The 25,597-nt window shown below is 38.2% G+C and carries 27 protein-coding genes; 25 read left to right on the top strand and 2 right to left on the bottom strand.

The annotated features are described in order from the left end of the window. Positions 1-6: 6 nt before the first annotated feature. The 5 genes from AC2VNP_RS18055 (at position 7) to spoVM (ending at position 4,708) form a co-directional block, all read left to right on the top strand. Positions 7-759, top strand: coding sequence for a Stp1/IreP family PP2C-type Ser/Thr phosphatase (locus AC2VNP_RS18055; RefSeq protein ID WP_486918665.1), 753 nt, complete (start codon positions 7-9; stop codon positions 757-759). A gap of 5 nt (positions 760-764) precedes the next feature. Continuing rightward, positions 765-2,741 carry a Stk1 family PASTA domain-containing Ser/Thr kinase gene (gene pknB, locus AC2VNP_RS18060; RefSeq protein ID WP_486918666.1) on the top strand — a complete coding sequence of 659 codons (1,977 nt, stop codon included), beginning with the start codon at positions 765-767 and terminating at the stop codon, positions 2,739-2,741. An 87-nt stretch (positions 2,742-2,828) separates the two neighbouring features. After that, complete coding sequence (gene rsgA / locus AC2VNP_RS18065) at positions 2,829-3,710, top strand: ribosome small subunit-dependent GTPase A (RefSeq protein ID WP_486918667.1); 882 nt, start codon at positions 2,829-2,831, stop codon at positions 3,708-3,710. A 2-nt stretch (positions 3,711-3,712) separates the two neighbouring features. Next, positions 3,713-4,357, top strand: coding sequence for a ribulose-phosphate 3-epimerase (gene rpe / locus AC2VNP_RS18070; RefSeq protein WP_486918668.1), 645 nt, complete (start codon positions 3,713-3,715; stop codon positions 4,355-4,357). A 270-nt stretch (positions 4,358-4,627) separates the two neighbouring features. Then, entirely contained in the window at positions 4,628-4,708 is an 81-nt protein-coding gene (gene spoVM, locus AC2VNP_RS18075) for a stage V sporulation protein SpoVM (protein WP_075385605.1), read from the top strand. A gap of 206 nt (positions 4,709-4,914) precedes the next feature. Here the strand turns inward: spoVM and rpmB are convergent, their stop codons facing one another. Beyond that, on the bottom strand, positions 4,915-5,103 hold the full coding sequence (rpmB, locus tag AC2VNP_RS18080; RefSeq protein WP_275117633.1) for a 50S ribosomal protein L28: 189 nt from the start codon (positions 5,101-5,103) through the stop codon (positions 4,915-4,917). Positions 5,104-5,331: 228 nt separating this feature from the next. Here rpmB and AC2VNP_RS18085 point away from each other — a divergent pair, with 228 nt between their 5' ends. The 11 genes from AC2VNP_RS18085 to rnc all read left to right on the top strand — a co-directional run bounded on the left by AC2VNP_RS18085 (position 5,332) and on the right by rnc (position 15,887). Continuing rightward, a complete protein-coding gene (locus AC2VNP_RS18085) occupies positions 5,332-5,694 on the top strand; it encodes an Asp23/Gls24 family envelope stress response protein (RefSeq protein WP_275117632.1) in 363 nt (120 codons plus the stop codon). 21 nt (positions 5,695-5,715) lie between these two features. Then, entirely contained in the window at positions 5,716-7,398 is a 1,683-nt protein-coding gene (locus tag AC2VNP_RS18090; protein WP_486918669.1) for a DAK2 domain-containing protein, read from the top strand. Positions 7,399-7,524: 126 nt separating this feature from the next. Then, entirely contained in the window at positions 7,525-8,187 is a 663-nt protein-coding gene (gene sdaAB, locus AC2VNP_RS18095; RefSeq protein WP_486918670.1) for an L-serine ammonia-lyase, iron-sulfur-dependent subunit beta, read from the top strand. Between the two features lie 17 nt (positions 8,188-8,204). Further along, positions 8,205-9,092: an L-serine ammonia-lyase, iron-sulfur-dependent, subunit alpha gene (gene sdaAA, locus AC2VNP_RS18100; protein ID WP_486918671.1), complete on the top strand. Its 888-nt coding sequence runs from the start codon at positions 8,205-8,207 to the stop codon at positions 9,090-9,092. Continuing rightward, positions 9,089-11,131 carry an ATP-dependent DNA helicase RecG gene (gene recG, locus AC2VNP_RS18105; protein ID WP_486918672.1) on the top strand — a complete coding sequence of 681 codons (2,043 nt, stop codon included), beginning with the start codon at positions 9,089-9,091 and terminating at the stop codon, positions 11,129-11,131. Before sdaAA ends, recG begins: the two co-directional genes overlap by 4 nt. 72 nt (positions 11,132-11,203) lie before the next feature. Then, positions 11,204-11,761: a transcription factor FapR gene (gene fapR / locus AC2VNP_RS18110; protein WP_486918673.1), complete on the top strand. Its 558-nt coding sequence runs from the start codon at positions 11,204-11,206 to the stop codon at positions 11,759-11,761. A gap of 128 nt (positions 11,762-11,889) precedes the next feature. Beyond that, positions 11,890-12,888, top strand: coding sequence for a phosphate acyltransferase PlsX (plsX, locus tag AC2VNP_RS18115; protein ID WP_486918674.1), 999 nt, complete (start codon positions 11,890-11,892; stop codon positions 12,886-12,888). A gap of 14 nt (positions 12,889-12,902) precedes the next feature. After that, positions 12,903-13,844, top strand: coding sequence for an ACP S-malonyltransferase (gene fabD / locus AC2VNP_RS18120; RefSeq protein ID WP_486918675.1), 942 nt, complete (start codon positions 12,903-12,905; stop codon positions 13,842-13,844). Positions 13,845-13,851: 7 nt separating this feature from the next. Continuing rightward, positions 13,852-14,595 carry a 3-oxoacyl-[acyl-carrier-protein] reductase gene (fabG, locus tag AC2VNP_RS18125; RefSeq protein WP_486918886.1) on the top strand — a complete coding sequence of 248 codons (744 nt, stop codon included), beginning with the start codon at positions 13,852-13,854 and terminating at the stop codon, positions 14,593-14,595. 123 nt (positions 14,596-14,718) lie between these two features. Then, positions 14,719-14,952: an acyl carrier protein gene (gene acpP / locus AC2VNP_RS18130; RefSeq protein WP_275117624.1), complete on the top strand. Its 234-nt coding sequence runs from the start codon at positions 14,719-14,721 to the stop codon at positions 14,950-14,952. A gap of 146 nt (positions 14,953-15,098) precedes the next feature. Continuing rightward, positions 15,099-15,887: a ribonuclease III gene (gene rnc, locus AC2VNP_RS18135; protein ID WP_275117623.1), complete on the top strand. Its 789-nt coding sequence runs from the start codon at positions 15,099-15,101 to the stop codon at positions 15,885-15,887. Between the two features lie 246 nt (positions 15,888-16,133). Here the strand turns inward: rnc and AC2VNP_RS18140 are convergent, their stop codons facing one another. Further along, positions 16,134-16,355: a DUF1128 domain-containing protein gene (locus AC2VNP_RS18140; RefSeq protein ID WP_486918676.1), complete on the bottom strand. Its 222-nt coding sequence runs from the start codon at positions 16,353-16,355 to the stop codon at positions 16,134-16,136. Positions 16,356-16,660: 305 nt separating this feature from the next. On the opposite strand from AC2VNP_RS18140, the gene smc reads away from it, so the two are divergent. The 9 genes from smc (at position 16,661) to trmD (ending at position 25,466) form a co-directional block, all read left to right on the top strand. Next, on the top strand, positions 16,661-20,227 hold the full coding sequence (gene smc / locus AC2VNP_RS18145; protein ID WP_486918677.1) for a chromosome segregation protein SMC: 3,567 nt from the start codon (positions 16,661-16,663) through the stop codon (positions 20,225-20,227). A gap of 12 nt (positions 20,228-20,239) precedes the next feature. Further along, a complete protein-coding gene (gene ftsY / locus AC2VNP_RS18150) occupies positions 20,240-21,241 on the top strand; it encodes a signal recognition particle-docking protein FtsY (RefSeq protein ID WP_486918678.1) in 1,002 nt (333 codons plus the stop codon). Positions 21,242-21,348: 107 nt separating this feature from the next. Further along, positions 21,349-21,681 carry a putative DNA-binding protein gene (locus tag AC2VNP_RS18155; RefSeq protein WP_216828015.1) on the top strand — a complete coding sequence of 111 codons (333 nt, stop codon included), beginning with the start codon at positions 21,349-21,351 and terminating at the stop codon, positions 21,679-21,681. Between the two features lie 13 nt (positions 21,682-21,694). Then, positions 21,695-23,041: a signal recognition particle protein gene (ffh, locus tag AC2VNP_RS18160; RefSeq protein ID WP_216828014.1), complete on the top strand. Its 1,347-nt coding sequence runs from the start codon at positions 21,695-21,697 to the stop codon at positions 23,039-23,041. 89 nt (positions 23,042-23,130) lie between these two features. Next, positions 23,131-23,403 carry a 30S ribosomal protein S16 gene (gene rpsP / locus AC2VNP_RS18165; RefSeq protein ID WP_216828013.1) on the top strand — a complete coding sequence of 91 codons (273 nt, stop codon included), beginning with the start codon at positions 23,131-23,133 and terminating at the stop codon, positions 23,401-23,403. 43 nt (positions 23,404-23,446) lie between these two features. After that, on the top strand, positions 23,447-23,689 hold the full coding sequence (locus AC2VNP_RS18170) for a KH domain-containing protein (RefSeq protein ID WP_216828097.1): 243 nt from the start codon (positions 23,447-23,449) through the stop codon (positions 23,687-23,689). Positions 23,690-23,860: 171 nt separating this feature from the next. After that, positions 23,861-24,259 carry a YlqD family protein gene (locus AC2VNP_RS18175; protein WP_486918679.1) on the top strand — a complete coding sequence of 133 codons (399 nt, stop codon included), beginning with the start codon at positions 23,861-23,863 and terminating at the stop codon, positions 24,257-24,259. A gap of 7 nt (positions 24,260-24,266) precedes the next feature. Next, positions 24,267-24,785, top strand: coding sequence for a ribosome maturation factor RimM (gene rimM / locus AC2VNP_RS18180; RefSeq protein WP_486918680.1), 519 nt, complete (start codon positions 24,267-24,269; stop codon positions 24,783-24,785). Then, positions 24,786-25,466 carry a tRNA (guanosine(37)-N1)-methyltransferase TrmD gene (trmD, locus tag AC2VNP_RS18185; RefSeq protein WP_486918681.1) on the top strand — a complete coding sequence of 227 codons (681 nt, stop codon included), beginning with the start codon at positions 24,786-24,788 and terminating at the stop codon, positions 25,464-25,466. The last annotated feature ends 131 nt before the right edge of the window (positions 25,467-25,597 follow it).

Raw genomic sequence — 25,597 nt, forward strand, 5'->3', positions numbered from 1 at the left:
TAATAAGTGAAATTTGCATTTAATTCAAATGTTGGCAGGGTAAGACCACATAATGAAGATAGTGGCGGCATTTTTCAACACCCGAATGGTGCTGTCTTGGCAGTTGTTGCTGATGGTATGGGCGGGCATCAGGCGGGTGATGTTGCAAGTCAAATGACAAGTGACTTATTAAAGGAAAAGTGGTTGCGCACTGCTGACCTTTCAAAACCAACAGATATTGAGCAATGGCTTTATGAAGCAATCCAAGAGGTAAATGAAAAACTTTTTTTACATTCGAAAGAACATCGAGAATGCCAAGGTATGGGTACTACTGTAGTAATTGCGGTATGTACAGAGGAGTTGGTGTCCATTGGGCACGTAGGAGATAGTCGTGGTTATTTACTGAATAGCTGCGGTTTTCAACAAAAGACATCAGATCATTCTTTGGTAAACGAACTAGTACGTACGGGGCAGATTACAGCAGAACAAGCTGAGCATCACCCTAGAAAAAATGTACTATTACGTGCGCTCGGAACAGAACCAACGATAAAGATGGATATTGAAACGATTGATTGGGAAGAAGATAACACGATCATTCTTTGTTCAGATGGTCTGTCAAATAAAGTAACGGATAATGAAATTGAGGAAATACTTCGGTTAAATGATAACGTTAATCAAAAAGTGGACAAACTCATTAACTTAGCTAATGACCGTGGAGGAGAAGATAATATTACTGTCGCTATTGTCCACTATTCTCATGACCGTCAGGAACAGGAGTGACGCTTATGATAGGTACACGTATTAACGGTCGTTATCATATTTTAGAAACTATTGGCGGCGGTGGGATGGCTTATGTGTACAAAGCACGTGATGTTATCCTTGATCGGATTGTTGCCGTCAAAGTTTTACAACCACAGTTTTCAAGAGATGAGCAGTTCATCAAACGCTTTAGACGTGAGGCGCAAGCAGCCACAAGCTTAGCTCACCCGAATGTTGTAAGTATATTTGATGTTGGTGAAGAAGAAGATGTTTATTACATTGTAATGGAATACGTTGAAGGACCAACGTTAAAAGAATTAATTCAAGACCGCGGGGCGCTTTCGCTTGATGAAACAGTCGATATTATGATGCAAGTAACATCAGCTATTGCACACGCCCATGCGAATCAAATTGTACACAGGGATATTAAACCTCACAATATATTAATTAGTTCTGACGGGGAAGCTAAAGTCACTGATTTTGGTATTGCGCGTGCGATGTCTAGTGCAACGATTACACATACAAACTCTGTCATGGGTTCTGTTCACTATCTTTCACCTGAACAAGCTAGAGGTGGAGTTGTTACGTACAGGTCTGATATTTATTCTCTCGGTATTGTTCTGTATGAAATGGTAACCGGTCAAGTTCCATTCTCTGGAGACACAGCAGTTACTATTGCATTAAAGCATTTACAAGAAGATGTTCCCTCGCCAAAGAAAGTCAACCGTCTAATTCCACAAAGTCTTGAGAATATAATTCTACGTTCAACGGCAAAAGATGCATTCCACCGGTATGAAAGTGCATTGGAAATGGGTGAGGATTTAGAAACATCTTTGGATCCAGCTCGGGCGAATGAACCGAAGTTTATAATTCCTAGTGAGGAAGATGATGTTACAAAAGCGATTCCAATTATCAAAAACGATAATACTATTAAAGATCTAGATGCAACAATTGAAGCAAGGCCACCGGTTAATAAAGCTCAAAAAGAAGAAGCTAAACCAGAAGAAAAGCCAAAAAAGAAAAAGAAAAATCGATGGTTAACGTTCATCTTTGTGTTATTTTTTCTGATCATCGGTTCAGGTGTAGCCGCATTTGCACTTTTTCCTAGTCTACTAAAGGTCGATGAAGTCGAAGTTATTAATGTAGTTGGCGAGAATGTTGAAGAAGCTGAAGAGCTGTTAAAAGATCTTGGGTTAGTAGTAGAAATTGAGAGAATGGTACATGAAGAGGTGCCAGAAGATCATGTAATTCGTCAAGATCCAGCTGGTGGTTCGGTCGTAAAAGTGGGAAGTAGAGTGAAGCTGATTGTAAGTGAAGGTCAAGAGATGTTTGAAATGCCTGAAGTCATTGGAATGCAAAGAGAACGAGCTGAACGAATTCTTAGTGATTTTAAAAATATTGAATTGGCTGAACGTGAATCTGATGAAACGCCAGGCGTTATTCTTACCCAAGTACCAGAACCGGGTGCATCAGTAATTGTTGAAGAAACAACGGTTTATTTAACGTATAGTGTTGAACAGACAGTAAGTTTAAACAATTTACGCGGATTAACTGAGCGAGAAGCTTATAATTATTTAGATGGCGTAGGATTGTTAGCTAAAGTAACGTATGCACACTCTAATGAAGTTCAAAAAGACCATGTTATCTCTCAATCACCAAGTGCTTTTACACAGGTTAAAAAAGGTTCTGAAGTCGCTCTTACGATTTCTAAAGGTCCCGAACCGAAGAAACAAGAAGAAAAGAAAGAAGAGCGAGAACCTGAAACCGAACCGCGTAGAACTGTAATAAGTACTATTCCTATCCAAGTAGATGAAGGGGACGACCCACATATATTAATTCGATATGAAGATGCTACGACAGACGGTGAGAAAGTCCACTTTGACGATAGGTTACTAGAGTCAGACACGTTTCGTATCAATTTAGTTGTTACTCCAAGAAATGATGCGATTGTTAAACTTTATATTAATGGGGAACATTATAAGGATTATACTTACACTTATTAAATCTTAGGGAAATTAATAATGAGGCTGTTTCAAGTATAGGGTGTTGACCGGTACGTTGTCACAGCCTCAAATAATCAGGAGGATTTCATGCCAGAAGGAAGAATAGTCAAAGCCTTAAGTGGCTTCTATTACGTCCATAATGAGGATGGTATGTTTCAATGTCGTGGTCGAGGTGTTTTTCGTAATCAAAATATAAAACCGCTCGTAGGTGATTTTGTTCATTTTGAAGCTGAAAATCGAACAGATGGATATATTTTAGATATTTATGAACGGGAAAATGAAATGATTCGGCCGCCTATTGCTAATATTAATCAAGCTATTTTAGTGTTTTCTGCATTAGAACCCGATTTTAGCCCATTACTTTTAAATCGGTTTTTAGTACATATAGAAGCTCATTATATTGAGCCTATTATTTGCATTAGCAAAGTAGACTTATTAGACGAAGCAAAACAGCAAAAGATTGAGCAGTATAAAGAAGACTATGAGAGAATTGGATATACCGTAATTATGACATCGATTGAAACAAAAGAAGGGATAGAAACTCTAATTCCGTATTTAAAAGATAAAGTGACTGTGATTGCTGGCCAATCCGGAGTCGGCAAGTCGTCACTTCTAAATACGCTCCATCCAGAACTTGATATCGAGACGAACGAAATCTCTACTCATTTAGGGCGTGGGAAGCATACGACGAGGCATGTCGAGCTTTTAGCTGTTGGCGAAGGGTTAGTCGCAGATACACCAGGGTTTAGTTCGTTAGATTTTGTTGATATTGAGGCTGAAGATTTATCGCTTTATTTTCCTGAGATGAAAGAAAGAACAGGTGCTTGTAAGTTTCGCGGGTGTACTCATACAAGTGAGCCGAAATGTGCAGTTAAAGCGGCAGTTGAAAGAGAAGAAATCTTGAAATATCGTTATGAACATTATCTACAATTTTTAGAAGAAATTAAAAGTCAAAAGCGGAGGTATTAATCATGATCAAAATTGCCCCATCCATTTTATCTGCAGATTTTTCAAAACTCGGTGAAGAAATCAAAGATGTGGAACGAGGCGGCGCCGATTATATCCATGTCGATGTAATGGATGGCCATTTCGTACCGAATATTACCATTGGACCGTTAATTGTTGAAGCTATTCGTCCAGTTACAACGCTTCCTTTAGATGTTCATTTGATGATTGAAAACCCTGATCTATATATTCCACAGTTCGCTAAGGCTGGAGCAGATATTATAACTGTTCATGTTGAGGCCTGTCCACATCTTCACAGAACGATCCATCTGATAAAAGAGCAAGGTGTAAAAGCTGGTGTCGTTCTAAACCCAGCAACACCAGTGGATACGATTCAACACATTATCAATGATTTAGATATGGTTCTCTTAATGACTGTAAACCCTGGTTTTGGTGGTCAGAAGTTTATACATAGCGTCCTGCCTAAAATTACAGCTGTTTCAGAAATGGCTAAATCAAAGAAACTTAACATTGATATAGAGGTAGATGGCGGAGTGAACGAAGAAACAGCGCGTTTATGTATCGAAGCTGGTGCTAACGTACTTGTAGCAGGTTCTGCGGTTTATAGTAAAGGTGACCGTGCTGCAGCGATTCAAGCGATTAGAGGATAATTCGTTCTCCTTAACATAGAAATTGTTCCGTCTTAAAAAAATGAAGGATGTTTGTCCTATTTTTTAAAACCAAGTTGCATAACAGAGGTAGTTTTGCATATGAATGATTGTAGGGTAGATAGAAAGGGTAGAACTCATATAGTTCTCACATGAAAAAAATGGGTACTATTTTGTCAGTGATGAATATACTAGTATAAATGAACATTCTTCATGTCATTATCCTTCATTTATTCGTAAGTCGGTGGCAATTCATGTTGAGGAGGAGGAGCTATGAAATTTTATACGATCAAGCTGCCTAAGTTTATTGGCGGGTTTGTCAGAGCAATTCTAGGTTCATTTAAAAAAAATTAAAAATCCCAAAAAATGCACCGTAACTGCCTAAAGACGGTGCATTATTTGGTTAAGCGGTGCCAGGCACCTTTAGCGCAATAGCGCAATAAAGGTGCCTGGCACCGCAATGGTAACAAAAAAACAAGAGGTCGACGATTGTCAGCCTCTTGTTTCTTAAACGAAGCATGAAATAACTTCGTTTCGTCTACACTTATAGTAGACTTGTCTTATACGCGCTCTACTTTACCAGACTTTAACGCACGAGCAGAAACATAAACTCGTTTTGGTTTACCGTCAACTAAAATGCGAACTTTTTGAACGTTAGCGCCCCATTTGCGCTTAGTTTTATTCATCGCGTGTGAACGTTGGTTCCCTGTGCGTGCTTTTCTACCAGTAATATAACATGTACGTGCCATAATATACGCACCTCCTTAAACCCAGTTAATCCAAACGAATCAGCTGTTCGTTTTTAATTCATACTCGAATATCTTAGCATAGGGTTTTTTAGAATGCAACAGTTTCCAACAATTTTTATCAAGTATTCATGCTTGACAGCAAAAGAGGATACAGATAGCTTTTAAAATAAGATATAGTATAGTAAAATGACGATACCCAAACATTTTAATAAAAAGGGGGAGACTGTAATGCCTGTAGAGTTAAAAACGCAAATGGGAATTATTGATGTTTCTAAAGATGTTGTAGCGACTATCGCTGGGGGAGCTGCTGTCGACTGTTATGGGATTGTAGGCATGGCTTCACAAAAACAACTTAAAGACGGCTTAAGTGAGATCTTAGGTAAAGAAAACTTTCAACGTGGTGTTGTCATTCGAGAAGAAGAAGATGAAATTCATATCGATATGTACATCATTGTAAGTTATGGTACAAAAATTTCTGAAGTAGCTCATAACGTACAAACGAAAGTTAAGTATCAACTAGAGAAAATGTTAGGTTTGGTTGTAGACTCAGTGAACATTTTTGTTCAAGGGGTGCGTGTAATCAACCCTTAAGTGAGTTAGGAGGAAAGATTTGTGTCAAGAAAAGTGATTGATGCTAGTCAATTAGCGCAAATGTTTATTCAAGGTGGCGCTAATTTAACAAAACACGCTAAAGTCGTAGATGCGTTGAATGTATTCCCTGTACCAGATGGTGATACAGGTACGAATATGAACTTGACGATCACGTCTGGAGTTAAAGAAGTCAGACAAGCCCCGGTTCAAAAAGTTTCAGCTGTTGCCCAAGCTTTCTCTAAAGGTTTGTTAATGGGAGCAAGAGGAAACTCAGGGGTTATCTTATCTCAGCTCTTTAGAGGCTTTGCTAAGGGTGTCGAAGGAAAAAGTTCTATTGATGGCAAAGAATTAGCAGCAGCATTTGAATTAGGAGTAACGACTGCATATAAAGCGGTAATGAAGCCTGTGGAAGGTACGATTCTAACAGTTGCCAAAGATAGTGCAAAAGCAGCTGGAAAGTTTGCTAAAAAAAGCGACGATGCTCTTGCAATGATGGAAGCTGTATTAACAGAGGCTAAGGCTTCTCTAAAGCGTACTCCAGATTTATTACCGGTCTTAAAAGAAGTAGGTGTCGTCGATTCAGGTGGTCAAGGTCTAGTTTATATTTACGAAGGTTTCCTTGCAGTTTTAAAAGGAGAAACGATTGTAAGTCAAGAAGTGGAAACGCCTTCAATGGAAGATCTCGTTAAAATTGAACATCATAACGCTCAAAGTATGTTAGCGACCGAAGATATTGAATTTGGCTATTGTACAGAAGTGATGGTCAAATTTGACGAGGAAAAATTAAAAGCATCTCCATTTTCGGAAAATGAATTCCGTATCGAATTAGATCAATTAGGGGATTCCTTGCTAGTTGTATCTGATGAAGATCTATTAAAGGTACATATCCATGCTGAGTCACCTGGTGAAATATTAAACAGAGCTCAACGTTACGGTAATTTAATCAATATTAAGATTGAAAATATGAGAGAACAACATACTCATTTATTAGATGAGACAAAAGCAGCGTATGGTGAAGCTACTACACCTGGGACGCCAAAAGAAAAGAGTGAGTATGGTGTAGTAACAGTTTCCATGGGTGATGGCATTGAAGAGCTATTTAAAGGATTAGGAGCAACTGTTGTAATTCCAGGCGGTCAAACGATGAATCCAAGTACAGAAGATATCGTTACTGCTATACATAAAACAAATGCTCATAAAGTAGTTGTTTTGCCTAATAATGGAAATATTATTATGGCCGCTGAACAAGCCGCGCAAGTTGCTGAAGCTGAAGTAATTGTTGTTCCATCTAAAACGGTACCACAAGGGTTAGCTGCACTTCTTGCTTTTAATCCATTGACGTCACTTGAGAATAACAGTTCGACTATGAAAGATGCGATGTCTAATGTAAAAACCGGCCAAGTAACGTATGCAGTTCGAGATACGAATATGGACGGTATTGAAATTAAAAAAGACGATTTTATGGGAATTGCTGAAAAAACGATTATCTCGTCTGGTCCTGCTCTAATTGAGGTAACAAAGCAGTTGTTAGAAACTATGTTAGATGAAGATGCTGAAATCCTAACGATTATTTGGGGAGAGGGGTCGACAGAAGAAACGGTAGCTGAAATTATCTCTTATGTTGAAGAAAACTTCGAAGAGATTGAAGTAGAGGTACATGAAGGTAAACAGCCGCTGTATTCGTTTATTTTCTCAGTAGAATAAAGATAACTTTTGATGAGGCTGACTCTAAGTGTCTGTGCTTCTCGCTTTTTCACGAGGTCATTTGTGAGTGAGGAGCTTGGACACTTTGCTTTGGGTCAACCTCATTTTTAAAAAGAGGTGGAAATATTGAAGTATCGCACAGTTTTTGACATTATCGGACCCATTATGATTGGTCCATCAAGTTCACATACAGCAGGTGCGGCAAGAATTGGTCGTGTTGCAAGGACCTTATTTGGAAAAGAGCCAAAATGGGCTAATATATATTTCTACGGTTCCTTCTCGAAAACGTATAAAGGACATGGAACAGATGTCGCCATCGTTGGTGGTTTATTAGATTTTGATACATTTGATAAGCGAATTACTAGTGCTGTTAACATTGCGAGAACAAAAGGAATTGAAATTAATTTCTATGAGGAAGAAGCTATTACCGACCATCCAAATACGGCAAAGATAATTCTTGGCGATGATAACGACAAATTAGAATTAGTCGGGATCTCTATTGGCGGCGGTAAAATTGAAATTATTGAATTGAACGGGTTTGACTTAAAGCTTTCAGGGAATCACCCGGCTATCTTAGTCGTTCATAACGATCGTTATGGAGTGATTGCCAATGTTTCAAATATATTAGCCAAATATCAAATCAACATCGGTCATATGGAAGTATCGAGAAAAGAAAAAGGTCAAGAAGCTCTAATGGTTATTGAGGTTGACCAAAACGTGGATCAAACTTTACTTAAAGAAATGGAAGCACTACCTAATATCAATAAAGTGACGAAAATCCATGACTGATAACTTGGAGGTTAATTATGTTTCGTAATGTTGCGGAATTAGTTGAATTAGCAGAATCAAATCAAATACCCATTTCTGAAGTAATGATAAAGCAAGAGATGGAAGTTGCAGACAGAAGTCGAGATGAGGTTTTATCCATGATGGAAAAAAACCTAGACATTATGGAAGAAGCCGTAAACCGGGGAATTACAGAGAATGTTAAATCGGTATCAGGTTTAACAGGAGGAGATGCAGTTCTCCTACAAGAATATATTAAGTCTGGGAAGTCCCTCACAGGTGGTATTCTCCTTGATGCGGTCAGTAAAGCAATTGCGACCAATGAAGTTAATGCGGCAATGGGTACGATTTGTGCTACACCAACAGCAGGTTCGGCTGGTGTCGTCCCAGGTACTTTATTTGGGTTGCAAAATAAACTTAACCCGACCAAAGAACAAAAGGTACGATTTCTTTTTACTGCAGGAGCATTTGGTTTTGTAGTAGCGAATAATGCCTCCATTTCAGGAGCTGCAGGTGGATGTCAGGCAGAAGTTGGCTCTGCAACAGGTATGGCAGCTGCAGCAATTGTAGAATTAGCTGGTGGACCTCCTAGTCAATCTGCAGAAGCGATGGCGATTGCATTAAAGAATATGCTTGGTCTTGTTTGTGACCCTGTAGCTGGCTTAGTTGAAGTCCCATGTGTCAAAAGAAATGCAATGGGTGCAGCCATTGCTATTACTGCAGCTGATATGGCGTTAGCTGGTATTACGAGCCGAATCCCATGTGATGAAGTCATTGATGCGATGTACAAAATAGGGCAGACGATGCCGGTTGCTCTTCGTGAAACAGCACAAGGTGGATTAGCGGCTACCCCAACTGGCCGTGAGTTAGAAGCAAAAATATTTGGAATTCCACTTGATAAAAAATGAGTCAATTAGCACAACCAGTATCAATTATTAAGGGAGTAGGCGAAGAAACGGCAAAACAGTTGGGGAACTTAGGTATATATACAGTAGGAGATTTACTCGAATATTATCCATTTCGTTACGAAGATTATCGTATTAGAGAAATTCATGAAGTGAACCATGATGAACGAATTACAGTAGCTGGAGTGATTCATAGTGAGCCGTCGGTTCGGTACTTTGGTAAAAAAAAGACAAGGCTGTCTGTTCGGGTCTTAATAAACAATGTGCTGATAACAGCGGTTTTCTTTAATCAAGGATTTATTAAAAAGCAATTGCAGGTTGGCAGTTCTATTACATTAACAGGGAAGTGGGACCGCCACCGGCTAACATTGACAGTCAATGAATTTAAAATCGGTGATGTGACGAGACAAAATGAACTTGCACCTGTATACTCTGTCGGCGGAAACTTAAAAATCGCGACACTAAAGAAAATTATTTATCAAGGGTTAAAGGAGTATGCAAATGAAATACAAGAAATACTACCGCCGTTTATACTCGAAAAATATAAACTACTTCCTAAAAAAGAAGCTGTATTAAGGCTTCATTACCCTCAATCGACAGAACTTGTAAAACAAGCTCGTAGACGCATGGTGTACGAGGAATTTCTCCTTTTCCAATTAAAAATGCAATCGTTTCGAAAATTTAAACGTGAACAAACAAAAGGCTTACCAATGCCGACAAATCGAAATAAAGTCGATCAGTTTATCGATTCTTTGCCTTTTCCTTTGACAGGGGCACAACAACGAGTCGTTAACGAAATCATGAATGATTTAAGTGCAGATTACAGGATGAACCGGCTTCTTCAAGGAGATGTTGGCTCTGGTAAAACGGTAGTGGCAGCAGTTGCGATGTATGCTACTGTAGATGCTGGTTTTCAAGCGGCATTGATGGTGCCGACTGAAATACTAGCTGAGCAGCATGTTAGTTCAATAAGAGAACTATTATCTCCGTTAGGTATAGAAGTTGCCTTATTATCAGGTTCTGTAAAAGGTAAAAAACGACGTGAACAACTTGAAAAAATAAAAGCTGGTGAAATTCATGTCGTTATTGGGACACATGCCTTAATACAAGATGATGTTCATTTTAATAAGCTAGGTCTCGTAATTACAGATGAGCAGCATCGATTTGGTGTGGAGCAGCGCCGAGTTTTACGTGACAAAGGAGAAAACCCTGATGTGTTGTTTATGACGGCAACACCTATACCACGAACGTTAGCAATTTCTGTATTTGGTGATATGGATGTATCCGTCATTGATGAAATGCCAGCAGGTAGAAAGACGATTGAAACGTATTGGGTTAAACATGATATGTTGGAACGGGTCCTACATTTTATTGAAAAAGAAATTAAAAAGGGTCACCAAGCTTATGTGATTTGTCCGTTAATTGAAGAATCGGAAAAACTAGATGTCCAAAATGCAATTGATGTTCACGCAATATTGCAGACGCATTTTAAAGAGTACAAAGTAGGATTGATGCATGGGAGACTCCATCCATCTGAAAAAGATGAAGTGATGGAGGCTTTCAGTAAAAATGAAACACAAATTCTTGTCTCAACAACGGTTGTAGAAGTGGGTGTTAATGTACCTAACTCGACCGTGATGCTTATATATGATGCGGAAAGGTTTGGTTTAGCACAGTTACACCAACTTAGAGGTCGTGTAGGTCGGGGAGAGCATCAGTCCTATTGTATTTTATTAGCTGATCCTAAATCAGATGTAGGAAAAGAGCGTATGAGGATCATGACGGAAACAAACGACGGATTTACTCTTTCAGAACGAGACCTGGAACTACGTGGACCAGGTGATTTTTTTGGTCATAAACAAAGTGGACTTCCGAACTTTAAGATCGCTGATATTGTCCATGATTATCGTGCGTTAGAAGTAGCAAGACAAGATGCCGTTGAATTTGTTAACTCTACTAGTTTTTGGGAAGATGAAGACTACAAGGCACTTGTTTATTATTTAGAAGAGCAAGGAATATTAAGTGGAGAGAAACTAGATTAACTATTGCTATTTAGTAGTTAGGATTATATACTACTATTAGTACCTAGTCATATATTTTGGATGGTGGCGTACATGAAAAAGTCTAAGAAAGAACGCCAAAAGCTGTTACTAGAAACGATTGAGACGAATCCTTTCGTAACAGATGAGGAACTAGCAAAGAAATTTTTAGTTAGTGTTCAAACGATTAGATTAGACAGAATGGAATTATCTATTCCTGAATTAAGGGAAAGAATTAAAGATGTTGCTAAACAGCAACTCGATGAAGTAAAAGCATTACCGATCGAAGAAGTGATTGGTGACATTATAGATCTTCAACTAGATGAAAGTGCAATTTCAATCTTGCATATAGGAAATGAACAAGTATTTTCTCGTACGAAGATTGCACGCGGTCATCATTTGTTTGCCCAAGCAAACTCTTTAGCTGTAGCAATCATCAATGATGAACTTGCATTAACGGCTAAGGCGACCATTCGATTTACAAGGCAAGTAAAAGTCGGAGAACGGGTAATCGCAAAAGCAAAAGTTCTTAAGCACGAAAAGGATCGGACGATTGTTGAAGTTAATAGTTTTGTTGACCAAGAGAAAGTATTCTCAGGAGAGTTTGTTATGTATAGGTCAACCCAATCTTAACCGTAAAAATCGAATGTTGACCTTTTATAAGTAGCTTTGTCGTAAGGTTTTCATTTTAAAAAGCAGGAAAAGCGGCAATTGATATATAAATTAGTATTGACCGATAAAGGAAAAGAGGGTTATCTAATATGAAACTCGCAATTGATGCTATGGGCGGAGATCAAGCACCTAAAGCTTCTATAGATGCAGCCGTAAAAGCGTTAAAAGAATTTCCTGATCTATCTATCACATTAGTAGGAAATGAACAAGAAATTGTAAAACATATTCAACCTAACGACCGTATTACGGTCTTACATACGGAAGAAAAAATAGAAGATAATGATTCACCTGCTACGGCTGTTCGTCGTAAAAAAGATGCCTCAATGGTATTAGCTGTAAAAGAAGTCAAGGAAGGTCGAGCGGATGCTTGTATTTCTGCAGGGAATACAGGAGCGTTAATGGCTGCTGGACTTCTATATGTTGGAAGAATAAATGGGATTGACCGACCGGCATTGGCCCCTATGTTACCAACGGTGTCTGGACAAGGCTTCTTAATTCTTGATGTTGGAGCAAATATGGATGCTAAACCTGAGCACTTAAATCAATATGCGATCATGGGCAGCATCTATATGAAAATGGTTCGAAAAGTCAATCGACCAAGAGTGGGTTTACTCAATGTTGGAACGGAAGACGGTAAAGGAAATGAGTTAACGAAATTAACATTTCCATTATTAAAGGAATTAGATATTAATTTTGTAGGTAATGTTGAAGCTAGAGACTTACTGAATGGAGCCGTCGATGTTGTCGTTTGTGATGGTTTTACAGGGAATATCGTTCTTAAAGCAACTGAAGGAGCCGCCGGTTCCCTTTTCACGATATTGAAAAGAGAATTAACTAGTAATATATTCAATAAGCTAGTAGCGGGACTACTAAAACCGAGCTTCCTAAAAATCAAGAAGACGATGGATTACTCGGAATACGGCGGGGCTGCATTATTTGGTTTAAAGGCACCAATTATTAAATCGCACGGTTCGTCGGATGAAGTAGCATTTTATCATACAATTGTACAAGCAAAGGAAATGGTAGAACACCAGGTGGTAACGACCATAAAAAACGAAGTGACGAAGCATAATCGACAAGCTGAATAAAAGGAGAAAAAAAGATGGGGAAAATAGCGTTTATCTTTCCAGGACAAGGATCACAATTTGTAGGGATGGGACAATCTCTAATTGAAAATAAACAAGACCTCCAGGGAATCTTTAAAATAGCTGATGAAAAACTAGGATATTCACTTTCTGACATTATGTTAAACGGTCCAGAAGATATGCTCAAGCGTACTGAAAATACACAACCAGCGTTACTGACAATGAGCGTTGCGGTTTTAGAAGCTCTGAAAGATTATGATATTACTCCAGATTATGTTGCAGGACACAGCTTAGGAGAATACAGCGCTCTAGTATGTGCGAAAAGCTTATCATTTGAGGATGCTGTACATACAGTAAGGCAACGTGGATTGTTTATGGAAGAAGCAGTACCAGCTGGGGAAGGAGCAATGGCTGCTATTCTCGGTATGGATCGACACGCGTTACTAGAAGTTACAGAGGAAGTTTCAAACAAGGGTGATGCTGTTCAACTGGCAAACTTAAATTGTCCAGGTCAAATTGTAATTAGTGGTACAGCTGAAGGTGTCCTCAAAGCTTCCGATCTAGCAAAAGAAAAAGGGGCAAAGCGTGTCATTCCTTTACAGGTAAGTGGCCCGTTTCATTCATCCTTAATGAAGCCGGCAGCTGAAAAATTATCAAACGTACTCAACGAAATCACAATATCAGAAGCAGAAGTACCAGTAATTGCAAATGTCACTGCTGATGTTGTGACAGCTTCTGCAGACATAAAAGAAAAATTAATTGAGCAAGTCTATTCCCCGGTTTTATGGGAAGACACCGTTCGTCAATTACTTGACCTTGGTGTAGATACTTTTGTGGAAATTGGTGCAGGTAATGTATTAAGCGGGTTAGTACGTAAAGTTCAACGGAGAGTTAATGTTTATGCGATTAGTGACATCGAGTCAATCGAAGCGATGGTAACCAAAATGAAAGGAGAGTAGTATGACTATGTTAAACGGAAAAGTTGCTCTTGTTACAGGCGCTTCTAGAGGGATAGGAAAATCCATTGCTCTTGAACTAGCGCAAAATGGTGCTAAAGTAGCAGTTAATTATGCTGGTAACAAAGACAAAGCTGAGGCAGTAGTCAGTGAAATTGTCGCGAATGGCGGAGAAGCGATTGCTATCCGAGCAGATGTAGCGGATGGTGATGCAGTTCAGGCAATGGTAAAAGAAGTCATTTCTACATATGGTTCACTTGATATTCTAGTAAATAATGCGGGGATTACTCGTGATACTCTCGTTATGAGAATGAAAGATGAGGATTGGGATGCAGTTCTTAATACGAATCTAAAAGGGGTATTCCTGTGTGCTAAAGCAGTTACTCGTCAAATGATGAAGCAACGTTCAGGGCGTATTATTAATATTTCATCGGTAGTCGGAGTGTTAGGTAATGCAGGTCAAGCGAACTATGTTGCAGCAAAAGCAGGGGTCATTGGTTTAACGAAATCGTTAGCACGTGAATTAGCAAACCGCAACATTACAGTAAATGCTGTTGCACCTGGCTTCATAGAAACGGATATGACTGACCAATTGACTGATGAAATTAAAGAAAGCATGTTAAGTCAAATTCCACTATCTAAACTAGGGCAACCGGAAGAAATTGCTCGTGTCGTACGCTTTTTAGCGTCAGAAGATAGTAGTTATATGACAGGCCAAACACTTCATGTCGATGGCGGAATGTACATGCCGTAACAAATGTTTCTATTTTTATACAGAAAGGATTTGCTTTTATCCATCCTTTCATGCAAAATAGATACGATGTTATTTTGTACATAAAACAAGATTGTTTAGCATTTGAGAGGAGGTGAACGGAAGATGGCAGAAACTTTAGAGCGTATTACTAAAATTATCGTTGACCGTCTTGGTGTTGAAGAGTCAGAGGTAAAGCCTGAATCTTCATTCAAAGATGATCTAGGTGCAGATTCATTAGATGTTGTTGAGCTTGTTATGGAACTTGAGGACGAGTTTGACCTTGAGATTTCTGATGAGGACGCTGAAAAAATTTCTACTGTACAAGATGTAGTTAGCTACATTCAAAGCCAACAGTAGTTCATATTAAGGTTATAGAACCTATATTGAGAGGCTGACTTCGCAGGCGTGTTTGGGGTCCTAAAATGTATACATATATAGGGAGTCATCACCTGCAAGGAAGCCTCTTACTTACATCACAGCTAAAGGCAGTTTGGAGGTAAGACATGCCAAATTCTTCAAGACATTATCGAAAAAGATATTCAAACCATCATAGTGATCGCAAAAGAGCACCCCGAAGACTTACACTATCTTTAAAACAAAAAGAAAAATTTGATGCATTGCTACAAAAAATCGGTTTAGAGTTTCAAAATAATAAATTGCTTATTCAAGCTTTCACTCATTCATCCTATGTGAATGAGCATCGAATTAACTCGAGTCAAGATAATGAACGACTTGAATTTTTAGGAGATGCAGTTTTAGAGTTAGCAGTTTCACAATACTTATATAAAAAGTTTGAGACGATGAGTGAAGGAGATATGACCAAGCTGCGTGCTGCCATTGTCTGCGAAGCTTCCTTGGCTAACCTAGCAAATGAGTTGTCATTTGGTGAATTAGTCTTGTTAGGGAAGGGCGAAGAAATGACAGGTGGAAGACAACGACCTGCGCTGCTTGCTGATGTTTTCGAATCCTTTATTGGATCACTTTATCTTGATCAAGGACTTGATGCTGTATACTGTTTTCTCGATAAGACGATATATCCTAAGATAAATGACGGTGCTTTTTCGCATATGATGGATTTCAAAAGTCAGTTACAAGAATTTGTCCAGCGAGATAATATTGGTCAAATTCATTATGAAATTGTTCAAGAGCGAGGACCGGCGCATAGCCGTGAATTTGTATCAGAAGTACTATTAAATGAGCAAATCCTTGGAGTGGGAGTAGGGCGTTCAAAGAAAGAAGCAGAGCAACATGCTGCCCAGCAAGCTCTGTTGAAATTAAGTGAACAGTTATAGGAAAGGGGTTGGCTATCTAGCCAGCTCTTTTTTTTTGCATGTTAAAGAGAAATAAATTGTAAGCAGGAATAGACTCGACGTAATAACCAGGTCTTTCAAATTTCATGATAAAAGTCATTTTTATGACTTTAGATTCATAAAAATGACTTCTCATTAAAAATGTAAGTAAGGATGACAATGCACCCGTTAAAAATATAAAGGTTGGCTAAGTAAAAGAGGATGACAATCGTCATCCTCTTTTAAGTCTTATTTACGTAACTTTCCTAACTCCGAAACAATTGCATCTAATTCACTTACACTGAAATTTTTCTGACGCTGAACTAAGTCGTAAATATCTTTTAAGTCTTCGTATTTATCCGTTTCAAAACTTTTTGCTTTTAAGGCTCCTGCATTAACAATTTGTAATTTCTTTTTAATTTCCTCTAACATAAACTCGATATTTTCACGGTTGCAAACAGATAAGTCCATTATAGAACTCCCTTCCTTATAAAGGTATTAATGCGGTAATCATATCATATAATAACTCATTTGTCTTAAAACATTCATTGGGGAAATGACGAAGAATCTTATACTTGAGCAAACAATTTTTTCATAGACTTTTTGAACAACTTCTATTAGTGGTATGATAAAATAGGAAAGTTGTTATTTTTTATACTAGTTAGCAACTTGGATCGTGGTTACAATATTTATTCAAGTGACTAGTATAAGAAAAGAGAAAGACTAGCCCGTACATAGGATGGTCAGACAAGTTTATTGAATTGAGGGGGATGATCATGTTCCTCAAGCGTTTCGAGGTCATGGGTTTTAAGTCATTCGCTGATCGGATGACAGTAGAATTCGACTCAGGAGTTACAGCAGTAGTCGGCCCAAATGGAAGTGGTAAAAGTAATATATCTGATGGAATCCGTTGGGTACTTGGTGAACAATCGGCTAAATCGTTGCGTGGGTCAAAGATGGAAGATATTATCTTTGCAGGAAGTGATACGAGGAAGCCATTAAATTTTGCAGAAATTACGTTAGTTCTTGATAATCAAGATCAGCATTTAGCGATAGATTATACTGAAGTTAGTGTGACTCGACGAGTATATCGTTCTGGAGACAGTGAGTACCAACTTAACAAACAAACCTGCAGATTAAAAGATATAGTAGATTTATTCATGGATTCTGGTCTTGGTAAAGAAGCTTTTTCGATTATTGGCCAAGGAAAAGTTGAAGAAATATTAAGTAGTAAAGCTGAAGACCGTCGTGTTATTTTTGAAGAAGCTGCGGGTGTATTAAAATATAAAACCCGGAAGCTGAAAGCGGAAAAAAAATTATGGGAAACACAAGAAAATTTAAACCGTGTGGAAGACATTTTACACGAGCTAGAAGGACAGATTGAGCCGCTGCGTATTCAATCTTCAATTGCTAAAGATTACTTGCAGAAAAAAGAAGAACTAAAAGAAGTCGAAGTTGCACTTATGGTTTATGAAATAACCGACCTTCATGAAAAGTGGACGAAAGCACAGGAGCAATTGCAATCATTAGAACAACGTCGTGATGAGCTTTCATATAAGATTCAAGAAAAAGAGATAACTACTGAAAAGCTTCAATCGGAGCTTCGTCAACTGGATACGTCTCTAAATGAGCTTCAAGACGAGTTGCTCCAAGCAAGTGAAGCGTTAGAAAAAGGTGAAGGCCAGAAGGAAGTCTTAAAAGAGCGAAAAAAGAACTTTCATTATAATCGTGACCAACTTTTAAAAACAATCAATGAGCTGAAAGAAAAAAAGCAGCTTCTTGATAAAACTTTAGCAAGTGAAAAAGAAATCCTTCGTAAATTGGAAAGAGAATTTCAAACCAAAACAACAGAATTGTTAGATCGACAAGAACGGTTAGCGCTGGCCCAAGAAGACCTTGAAGGTGAACTTGATCGTCTAAAATCGGATTATATCGAAATTGTGAATGAGCAAGCGTCGATACGTAATGAAATTCGTTATTTAGAAGATCAGGTGGCTAGTACGAAACGTAAGAAGAAAATATTAGTTGACGATAATGACCAACTTTTACAATTAAGAAAACAAGTGTTAGACAAGAAAGATGAGTATGAATTACTTGTTCAAACTCGGCAAAAAGAACTTCATGAAACAGTAGATCAATTTCGAGCGTTAGAAGCAAAAATTGAAAAATTAAATAAAGAGTATGATACAAGACAATCTCAACTCTATGAAGCGTTCCGTTTAATTCAACAAGTGAAATCTAGAAAAGATGTTATGGAGGAAATGCAAGCTGATTTTTCAGGCTTCTTCCAAGGAGTTAAAGAAGTTCTAAAAGCACGAGACAGAAATCTACAAGGAATTGTAGGTGCTATAGCAGAATTAATAAACGTTCCAAAGCAGTATGAAACAGCGATTGAAATTTCTCTTGGAGGGGCCACTCAACATGTGGTGGTTGAGTCAGAAGGGGCTGCTAGACAAGCTATCACCTTTTTGAAAAAGAACGGGTTTGGTCGAGCGACCTTCTTACCATTAACTGTTATTAAAGGTAGGACAATTAGAGGCGACCTTATTCATCAAATTAACAGCCATGAGGCATTTATCGGCATCGCTTCTCAATTAGTAGGTTATGACGGGCGTTATGAACAAATTATAGGTAATCTTTTAGGGCACGTTATTATTGCCAAAAATCTAGAAGGTGCTAATGATTTAGCGAGAAAAATTGGCTATAGCTACCGTATTGTAACTCTGGAAGGAGATGTGGTTAATCCAGGAGGGTCAATGACAGGTGGTGCTATTAAGCAGAAGTCTACCCCGTTGTTAGGGCGCCAACGAGAATTAGAAGACTTAACAGAAAAGCTTAGTGGAATGGAAGAGAAAACAATTAAGCTTGAAACATATGTAAAAGAGCTTAAGCAACAGCTGCAACAAAACGAAACTATGTTGCAGCAACAAAGAGAAGCTGGTGAAATTGCACGCGAACTAGAACGTGAAGCAAGAAACTTTTTACGTGAAGTTGAATTAGAAGAGAAAAGTGTCAATGATCGACTCGCTTTATTTGATCGAGAACAAGCGATGCTAACAAAAGATGAAGATGCAGCAGTACGACGATTAGAGGCGTTATCTACAGAATTAAAGCAGTCTGCTGCAACAACTTCTCTTCTTGAAAGTCAAGTTAAAGAAATTGAATCGAAACAAAAGCTGCAGCAATCTTCTAAAGAAACGATGCAAGATGAATTAACGGATTTAAAAGTTCATATTGCGAAGGAAGAAGAACGATTGGCGAACCAGCGTGATAGAGTAGAACGCTTAGTACATGAGGTTGAAGAAATAGGCACAGCATTAAGAGATAATGAGGAACAGTATTGGTTACTTGAAAATGAAATGAGTGACAGTACAAATGGTGAAGGGCATCTAGAGATGAAAATTGAAGCCAGTCGAAAGAAAAAGGACGATACGATAACTATTATTAGTAGACTGCGTCAGCAACGAACGGAGAAACAACAGTCACTAGATGACTTAGAATCAACGTTAAAAATTGAAACAGGTCACTTAAAGTTAGTGCTTGATGAGTTGCATCAATGTGAGGTTCAAAAAAACCGCTATGATGTTCAGTTAGATAATCTTTTATCACATCTTCGTGAAGAGTATGAGCTAAGTTATGAAGCGGCTCAAGAAGAACATCCTTTGTTGATGCCAGCTGAAGAAGCTAAGACGAAAGTAAAGCTAATAAAATTAGCCATTGAAGAGTTAGGTACTGTGAATTTAGGTGCAATTGAAGAATACGATCGTGTAAGTGAGCGCCATCAATTTTTACACGAACAAAAAGAAGATTTAGTGATGGCAAAAGAAAACCTCTTTAATGTTATTATGGAAATGGATGAAGAAATGACCAAACGCTTCAAGGAAACGTTTGATCAAATAAGTGCACATTTTAAAGTCGTATTTCAGCAGTTGTTTGGTGGTGGACATGCTGATTTAGTATTAACTAATCCTGAACAGCTTTTAACGACAGGAGTAGAGATCATGGCGAGACCGCCTGGTAAAAAACTTCAAAATCTTGCACTCTTGTCCGGTGGTGAACGAGCATTAACCGCCATCGCTTTACTATTTTCTATACTTAAAGTAAGGCCTGTCCCGTTTTGTGTATTAGACGAAGTTGAAGCAGCTTTAGATGAAGCGAATGTCAATCGGTTTGCTTCATACTTAAAGGCATTTAGCGGACAAACACAATTTATCGTTATAACTCACCGAAAAGGAACCATGGAGGAGGCAGACGTCCTCTATGGAGTAACAATGCAAGAGTCTGGTGTATCTAAACTTGTGTCCGTAAAATTAGAAGATACAAAAGAATTAGTTGAAAGCTAAGGAGGAGTTAACATGAGTTTTTTTAAGAAATTGAAAGAAAAGATTACAGGTCAAACAGAAACAGTAACAGAGAAGTTTAAAACTGGTTTAGAAAAAACGCGCGATTCATTTGTTGGTAAGATGAATGAATTAGTTGCACGTTACCGTAAAGTAGATGAAGATTTTTTTGAAGAACTAGAAGAATTACTGATTAGCTCAGACGTAGGTGTCGCAACGGTGATGGAATTGATTGATAATCTAAAAGATGAAGTTCGCCTTCGTAATATTAAAGATACTTCAGAAATTCAACCTGTCATCTCAGAAAAGTTAGCAGAACTCTTACAAAAAGACGAAGAAGATGCGTCCCTAAATATTCAAGAGGATGCAATGACAGTCATTCTATTCGTTGGAGTTAATGGAGTAGGTAAAACGACAACAATTGGTAAAATGGCTCATATGTTCAAAGAACAAGGAAAATCTGTACTTTTAGCTGCAGGTGACACTTTCCGTGCAGGTGCCATTGAACAGCTAGAAGTATGGGGTGAGCGTGTAGGCGTTGATGTCATTAAACAACAAGCGGGAAGCGACCCGGCAGCCGTTATGTTTGATGCTGTACAAGCTGCGAAATCCAGGAATGCCGACGTTCTATTATGTGATACAGCAGGTCGCTTGCAAAATAAAGTTAATTTAATGAAAGAGTTAGAAAAGGTAAAGCGTGTGATAGAACGCGAAGTACCGAACGCGCCGCATGAAGTTCTGCTTGTACTTGACGCAACAACAGGTCAAAATGCAATGAGTCAGGCAAAACAGTTTAGTGAGACAACGGATGTCAGCGGTATCGTTTTAACAAAGCTTGATGGAACAGCTAAAGGTGGGATTGTGCTTGCGATCCGTCATGAATTAGATATCCCTGTGAAGTATGTAGGTCTTGGTGAAAAAATGGATGATTTACAACCATTTAATGCAGAGCAGTTCGTCTATGGACTTTTCAAGGATGTATTAGAAGAGAAGCTGGAAGAAGAGGAAAACCAATAAGTTGTAGATAGATTTTAGTCATTCAAGAAAAAAACTTGACACTCATTTTCTTTTCGTGTAGTATGATCTCTTGTAAAGGGAATTCACTTAACAAGGGGATGGTCCGTTTGCTCGATAAAACATTAAGGATGAACTACTTATTTGACTTCTATCAGTCCTTACTTACATCTAAGCAGCGACAATATATGGAACTCTATTATTTAGATGACTTCTCCCTAGGTGAAATTGCCGAAGAATTTGAGATTAGCCGTCAAGCCGTCTATGATAACATAAAACGGACGGAGGCAATGCTAGAGGAGTACGAAGCCAAACTATCGCTTCTCGAAAAATTCGAGCAGCGTTCCAACTATATTGCGAAGTTAAAATCGGCAATCTTAAAACCAGAAGCGACTCCTGAAGAGATCATGAGCGTCATCGAAGCTCTTGAAAAACTAGAGTAGGAGGCGACGGCCAATGGCATTTGAAGGTTTAGCGGAACGACTGCAAAGTACGATGCAGAAAATCCGTGGTAAAGGAAAAGTATCTGAAGCTGATGTAAAAGAAATGATGCGAGAAGTTCGACTTGCATTATTAGAAGCGGACGTTAACTTTAAAGTCGTAAAAGAATTTATTGCACGTGTGAAAGAACGTGCTATCGGACAAGAAGTACTAAAAAGCTTAACTCCTGGTCAACAAGTTATTAAAGTTGTTAATGAAGAATTAACCGCTTTAATGGGAGGAGAGCAAAGCAAGATTGCAGTTGCTAATAAGCCACCAACAGTAGTTATGATGGTCGGTTTACAAGGTGCTGGTAAAACTACAACAACGGCAAAGTTAGCTAACCACTTACGAAAGAAACATAATCGTACACCGATGCTAGTAGCTGCCGACATATACCGTCCAGCAGCCATTAAGCAGTTGGAAACGCTAGGGAAACAGCTTAATATGCCAGTGTTTTCACTTGGTGATCAAGTAAGCCCAGTTCAAATTGCTGAAGAAGCTATTAAGAAAGCGAAAGAAGAACATAATGACTATGTCATTATCGATACTGCGGGTCGCCTTCATATTGATGAAGAGTTGATGGATGAATTAAAACAGGTTAAAGAAATTGCTAAACCTGATGAAATTCTCCTCGTTGTTGATGCAATGACGGGTCAAGATGCAGTTAATGTTGCTGAAAGCTTTAACGAGCAATTAGACATTACGGGTGTTGTTCTAACAAAACTTGATGGAGATACACGTGGTGGTGCAGCATTATCAGTTAAGTCAGTAACCAATACACCAATCAAGTTTGCGGGTATGGGTGAAAAAGTTGACCAACTAGAACCATTCCATCCTGAACGAATGGCTTCAAGAATTCTTGGTATGGGTGATGTTTTAACTTTAATCGAGAAAGCACAAGCAAACGTTGATGAAGAGAAAGCGCGTGAGCTTGAAAGAAAAATGAGAACGATGGATTTTACGTTCGATGATTTTCTAGAGCAACTTGATCAAGTTAAAAGCATGGGACCACTAGATGAACTTCTAGGTATGATGCCAGGAATGAATAAAGTGAAAGGCATGAAAAATCTACAGGTTGATGATAAACAAATTGGTCGTGTAGAAGCGATTGTCCGTTCAATGACAAAGCAAGAAAAGCAAGATCCTAGTGTCATTAATGCTAGTCGTCGCAGAAGAATTGCTAAAGGAAGTGGAACGTCAATCCAAGACGTGAACCGACTTTTAAAGCAGTTTGAAGACATGAAGAAGATGATGAAGCAAATGACGAATATGGGTAAAGGGAAGAAGAAAGGAAAAATGCCTTTTAAATTCCCATTCTAAAGTCGTTTTTCATTTTTTCCTAGTTGCAAGCTAGTGAAAATTACTATAATATAAATTATTGTGTTAAATTATTTGGAGGTGTACAACGAATGGCAGTTAAAATTCGTTTAAAACGTATGGGTTCTAAAAAAGCCCCATTTTATCGTGTAGTAGTAGCAGATTCTCGCGCACCGCGTGATGGACGTTTCATTGAGGAGATCGGTACTTACAATCCGTTAACTCAACCAGCAAAAGTTGAAATTAAAGAAGAGAAAGCTCTAGACTGGATGTTAAAAGGTGCTAAGCCATCTGACACAGTTCGTAACCTTTTCTCTAAAGCTGGATTAATGGAAAAGCTACACAACGAGAAAAACAGCAAGTAATCAGCATTTATAAATAATGTCTGAAGAAACGAAAGGGAATGCAATGAAAGAGTTAGTTGAACATATTGCAAAAGCTCTTGTTGACCATCCCGAAAGAGTTCATGTCACAGAAACGACTGACAACCAATCTGTTCACCTTGCATTGTCAGTTCACCCTGACGATATGGGCAAAGTCATTGGAAAGCAAGGGCGCATAGCCAAAGCTATTCGCTCTGTCGTTCATGCGGCTGCTACGAATACAAATAAGCGAGTCCGTATTGATATTGTTGACGAAGTAAAAGGGTAGAGGGAAACCTCGCCCTTTTATTTTTGTATAAGCTTCTATACAATAGAAGGTGTACTGTCATTTTATTATGGTGCAATTTTAACTTCTCTATCGGAATTAAGTATAAAAAATATACCGCTTTCGATATTCATATACAGTGAGAAAAATGTTTTCTTATAGACGAGGTGAACTATGAAAGTAATTAAGTCAGTTGCCATTAAGCAAGTATTAACCGAAAAAAGAAAAGTTCAACTGTTAAATGAACTCCACTTCGAAAAAGAACAAGTAGTTAAAGAGCTTGAACAACTCAAGTTTCAATTACATAAAAAAATAAAGCAACATACAAGTCATGAACAAAACCATACTTTACGAAGTAATTTCCAAAAGGAAATTAAACAGCGTGAAGAAAAGTTAAGGGGTATCGACTTTAAAGTTCATCAACTTAATAAATTGGAAATTGGAACGGAACTTCGTGATGGTACAGTTGAATCGATTTGTGAAGTAAAGATCGGTGATAATTGGGATGATATTTTTTCAGAAGCAGAAATTATAATTAAGGACGGAATCGTTCATGAAATAAGAAAAGGATGAAACGGTTATGAAAAATTGGTTTAAAGTAGGAAAAATAGTGAATACACATGGAATTCGAGGTGAACTACGTATAATCTCAACAACAGATTTTGAAGAAGAGCGATATGCTCCAGGCTCAGAGTTATACATCGAACATCCTGATCTCAGGGAAATGATTCCCGTCATTGTGGAATCTCACCGTAAGCATAAAAACTTTGATTTATTAACATTTGAAGGGTATACAAATATTAGTCAAGTTGAAAAATTTAAAGGTGGCACACTAAAAGTATCTGAAGATGCTTTAGGTCAGTTAGAAGAGGGCGAATTTTACTATCATGAAATTATCGGTTGTCAAGTTTATACAAATGATGGTTTGGAACTTGGCAAAATAAAAGAAGTTCTTTCACCAGGAGCAAATGATGTTTGGGTGATTCAATCTAAAGCTGGTGGAAAAGATATATTAATACCTTACATTGATGATGTCGTAAAAGAAGTGAATGTCGCTGAAAAGAAAGTTACAATCGAATTACTTGAGGGGTTAATTTAAGTGAAGTTTGATATCCTGACATTATTTCCAGAAATGTTTACTGGTGTATTTGGTTCTTCCATTCTAAAGCATGCCGCCGAAAAAGGACAAGTTACCTTTAATGTTGTTGATTTTCGGAATTACGCAGAGAATAAACATAGAAAAGTCGACGACTACCCATATGGTGGTGGAGCAGGAATGGTGCTAATGCCTCAACCTATTTTTGATGCGGTTGATGATTTAGTTAAAGATAAACAGACAAAACCAAGAGTCGTCCTTCTCTGTCCACAAGGAGAACGCTACACACAAAAAAAAGCCGAAGAACTGGCACAAGAAGAGCACCTCATTCTAGTGTGTGGTCATTATGAAGGTTTTGATGAACGTATTCGTGAACATCTCGTCACTGATGAAATTTCGATTGGAGATTATGTTCTTACTGGTGGCGAGCTTGGTGCTATGGTCATTACGGATAGTGTTACACGATTATTGCCAGGTGTGTTAGGAAATGAAACGAGTGCTGTAACTGACTCATATTCGACAGGTCTATTAGAGCATCCACATTATACAAGGCCTGCTGACTTTAGAGGTATGAAAGTACCAGATGTGTTATTATCTGGACATCATGAAAATATTAAAAACTGGCGTCACGAACAATCAATAGAACGAACAAAGAAACGCCGTCCCGATCTATTAAATGACTAGTTTATCATTTTAAAGGAAAACTTTCTCTATCATCTTGTTCTAAAGAAAGAAATATGTTATTATATTCGTTGTGGCTAAGGCCCGTGATTACGATGTTCCGCTGCAGAAGAAAGACTGTGATGAGCATCTTG

It is taken from the genome of Alkalihalobacterium sp. TH-98 (genome assembly GCF_057473385.1).

What these genes read in the sequence shown, in the direction of transcription:
- fabD (WP_486918675.1), top strand. Translation starts at nt 12,903, where the DNA reads ATGGGGAAAATAGCGTTTATCTTTCCAGGACAAGGATCACAATTTGTA.
- AC2VNP_RS18170 (WP_216828097.1), top strand. Translation starts at nt 23,447, where the DNA reads ATGAAAGAGTTAGTTGAACATATTGCAAAAGCTCTTGTTGACCATCCC.
- rsgA (WP_486918667.1), top strand. Translation starts at nt 2,829, where the DNA reads ATGCCAGAAGGAAGAATAGTCAAAGCCTTAAGTGGCTTCTATTACGTC.
- rimM (WP_486918680.1), top strand. Translation starts at nt 24,267, where the DNA reads ATGAAAAATTGGTTTAAAGTAGGAAAAATAGTGAATACACATGGAATT.
- pknB (WP_486918666.1), top strand. Translation starts at nt 765, where the DNA reads ATGATAGGTACACGTATTAACGGTCGTTATCATATTTTAGAAACTATT.
- plsX (WP_486918674.1), top strand. Translation starts at nt 11,890, where the DNA reads ATGAAACTCGCAATTGATGCTATGGGCGGAGATCAAGCACCTAAAGCT.
- sdaAA (WP_486918671.1), top strand. Translation starts at nt 8,205, where the DNA reads ATGTTTCGTAATGTTGCGGAATTAGTTGAATTAGCAGAATCAAATCAA.
- smc (WP_486918677.1), top strand. Translation starts at nt 16,661, where the DNA reads ATGTTCCTCAAGCGTTTCGAGGTCATGGGTTTTAAGTCATTCGCTGAT.
- ftsY (WP_486918678.1), top strand. Translation starts at nt 20,240, where the DNA reads ATGAGTTTTTTTAAGAAATTGAAAGAAAAGATTACAGGTCAAACAGAA.
- rpsP (WP_216828013.1), top strand. Translation starts at nt 23,131, where the DNA reads ATGGCAGTTAAAATTCGTTTAAAACGTATGGGTTCTAAAAAAGCCCCA.
- recG (WP_486918672.1), top strand. Translation starts at nt 9,089, where the DNA reads ATGAGTCAATTAGCACAACCAGTATCAATTATTAAGGGAGTAGGCGAA.
- fabG (WP_486918886.1), top strand. Translation starts at nt 13,852, where the DNA reads ATGTTAAACGGAAAAGTTGCTCTTGTTACAGGCGCTTCTAGAGGGATA.
- rpmB (WP_275117633.1), bottom strand. Translation starts at nt 5,103, where the DNA reads ATGGCACGTACATGTTATATTACTGGTAGAAAAGCACGCACAGGGAAC.
- acpP (WP_275117624.1), top strand. Translation starts at nt 14,719, where the DNA reads ATGGCAGAAACTTTAGAGCGTATTACTAAAATTATCGTTGACCGTCTT.
- AC2VNP_RS18175 (WP_486918679.1), top strand. Translation starts at nt 23,861, where the DNA reads ATGAAAGTAATTAAGTCAGTTGCCATTAAGCAAGTATTAACCGAAAAA.
- rpe (WP_486918668.1), top strand. Translation starts at nt 3,713, where the DNA reads ATGATCAAAATTGCCCCATCCATTTTATCTGCAGATTTTTCAAAACTC.
- AC2VNP_RS18085 (WP_275117632.1), top strand. Translation starts at nt 5,332, where the DNA reads ATGCCTGTAGAGTTAAAAACGCAAATGGGAATTATTGATGTTTCTAAA.
- spoVM (WP_075385605.1), top strand. Translation starts at nt 4,628, where the DNA reads ATGAAATTTTATACGATCAAGCTGCCTAAGTTTATTGGCGGGTTTGTC.
- rnc (WP_275117623.1), top strand. Translation starts at nt 15,099, where the DNA reads ATGCCAAATTCTTCAAGACATTATCGAAAAAGATATTCAAACCATCAT.
- AC2VNP_RS18140 (WP_486918676.1), bottom strand. Translation starts at nt 16,355, where the DNA reads ATGGACTTATCTGTTTGCAACCGTGAAAATATCGAGTTTATGTTAGAG.
- fapR (WP_486918673.1), top strand. Translation starts at nt 11,204, where the DNA reads ATGAAAAAGTCTAAGAAAGAACGCCAAAAGCTGTTACTAGAAACGATT.
- ffh (WP_216828014.1), top strand. Translation starts at nt 21,695, where the DNA reads ATGGCATTTGAAGGTTTAGCGGAACGACTGCAAAGTACGATGCAGAAA.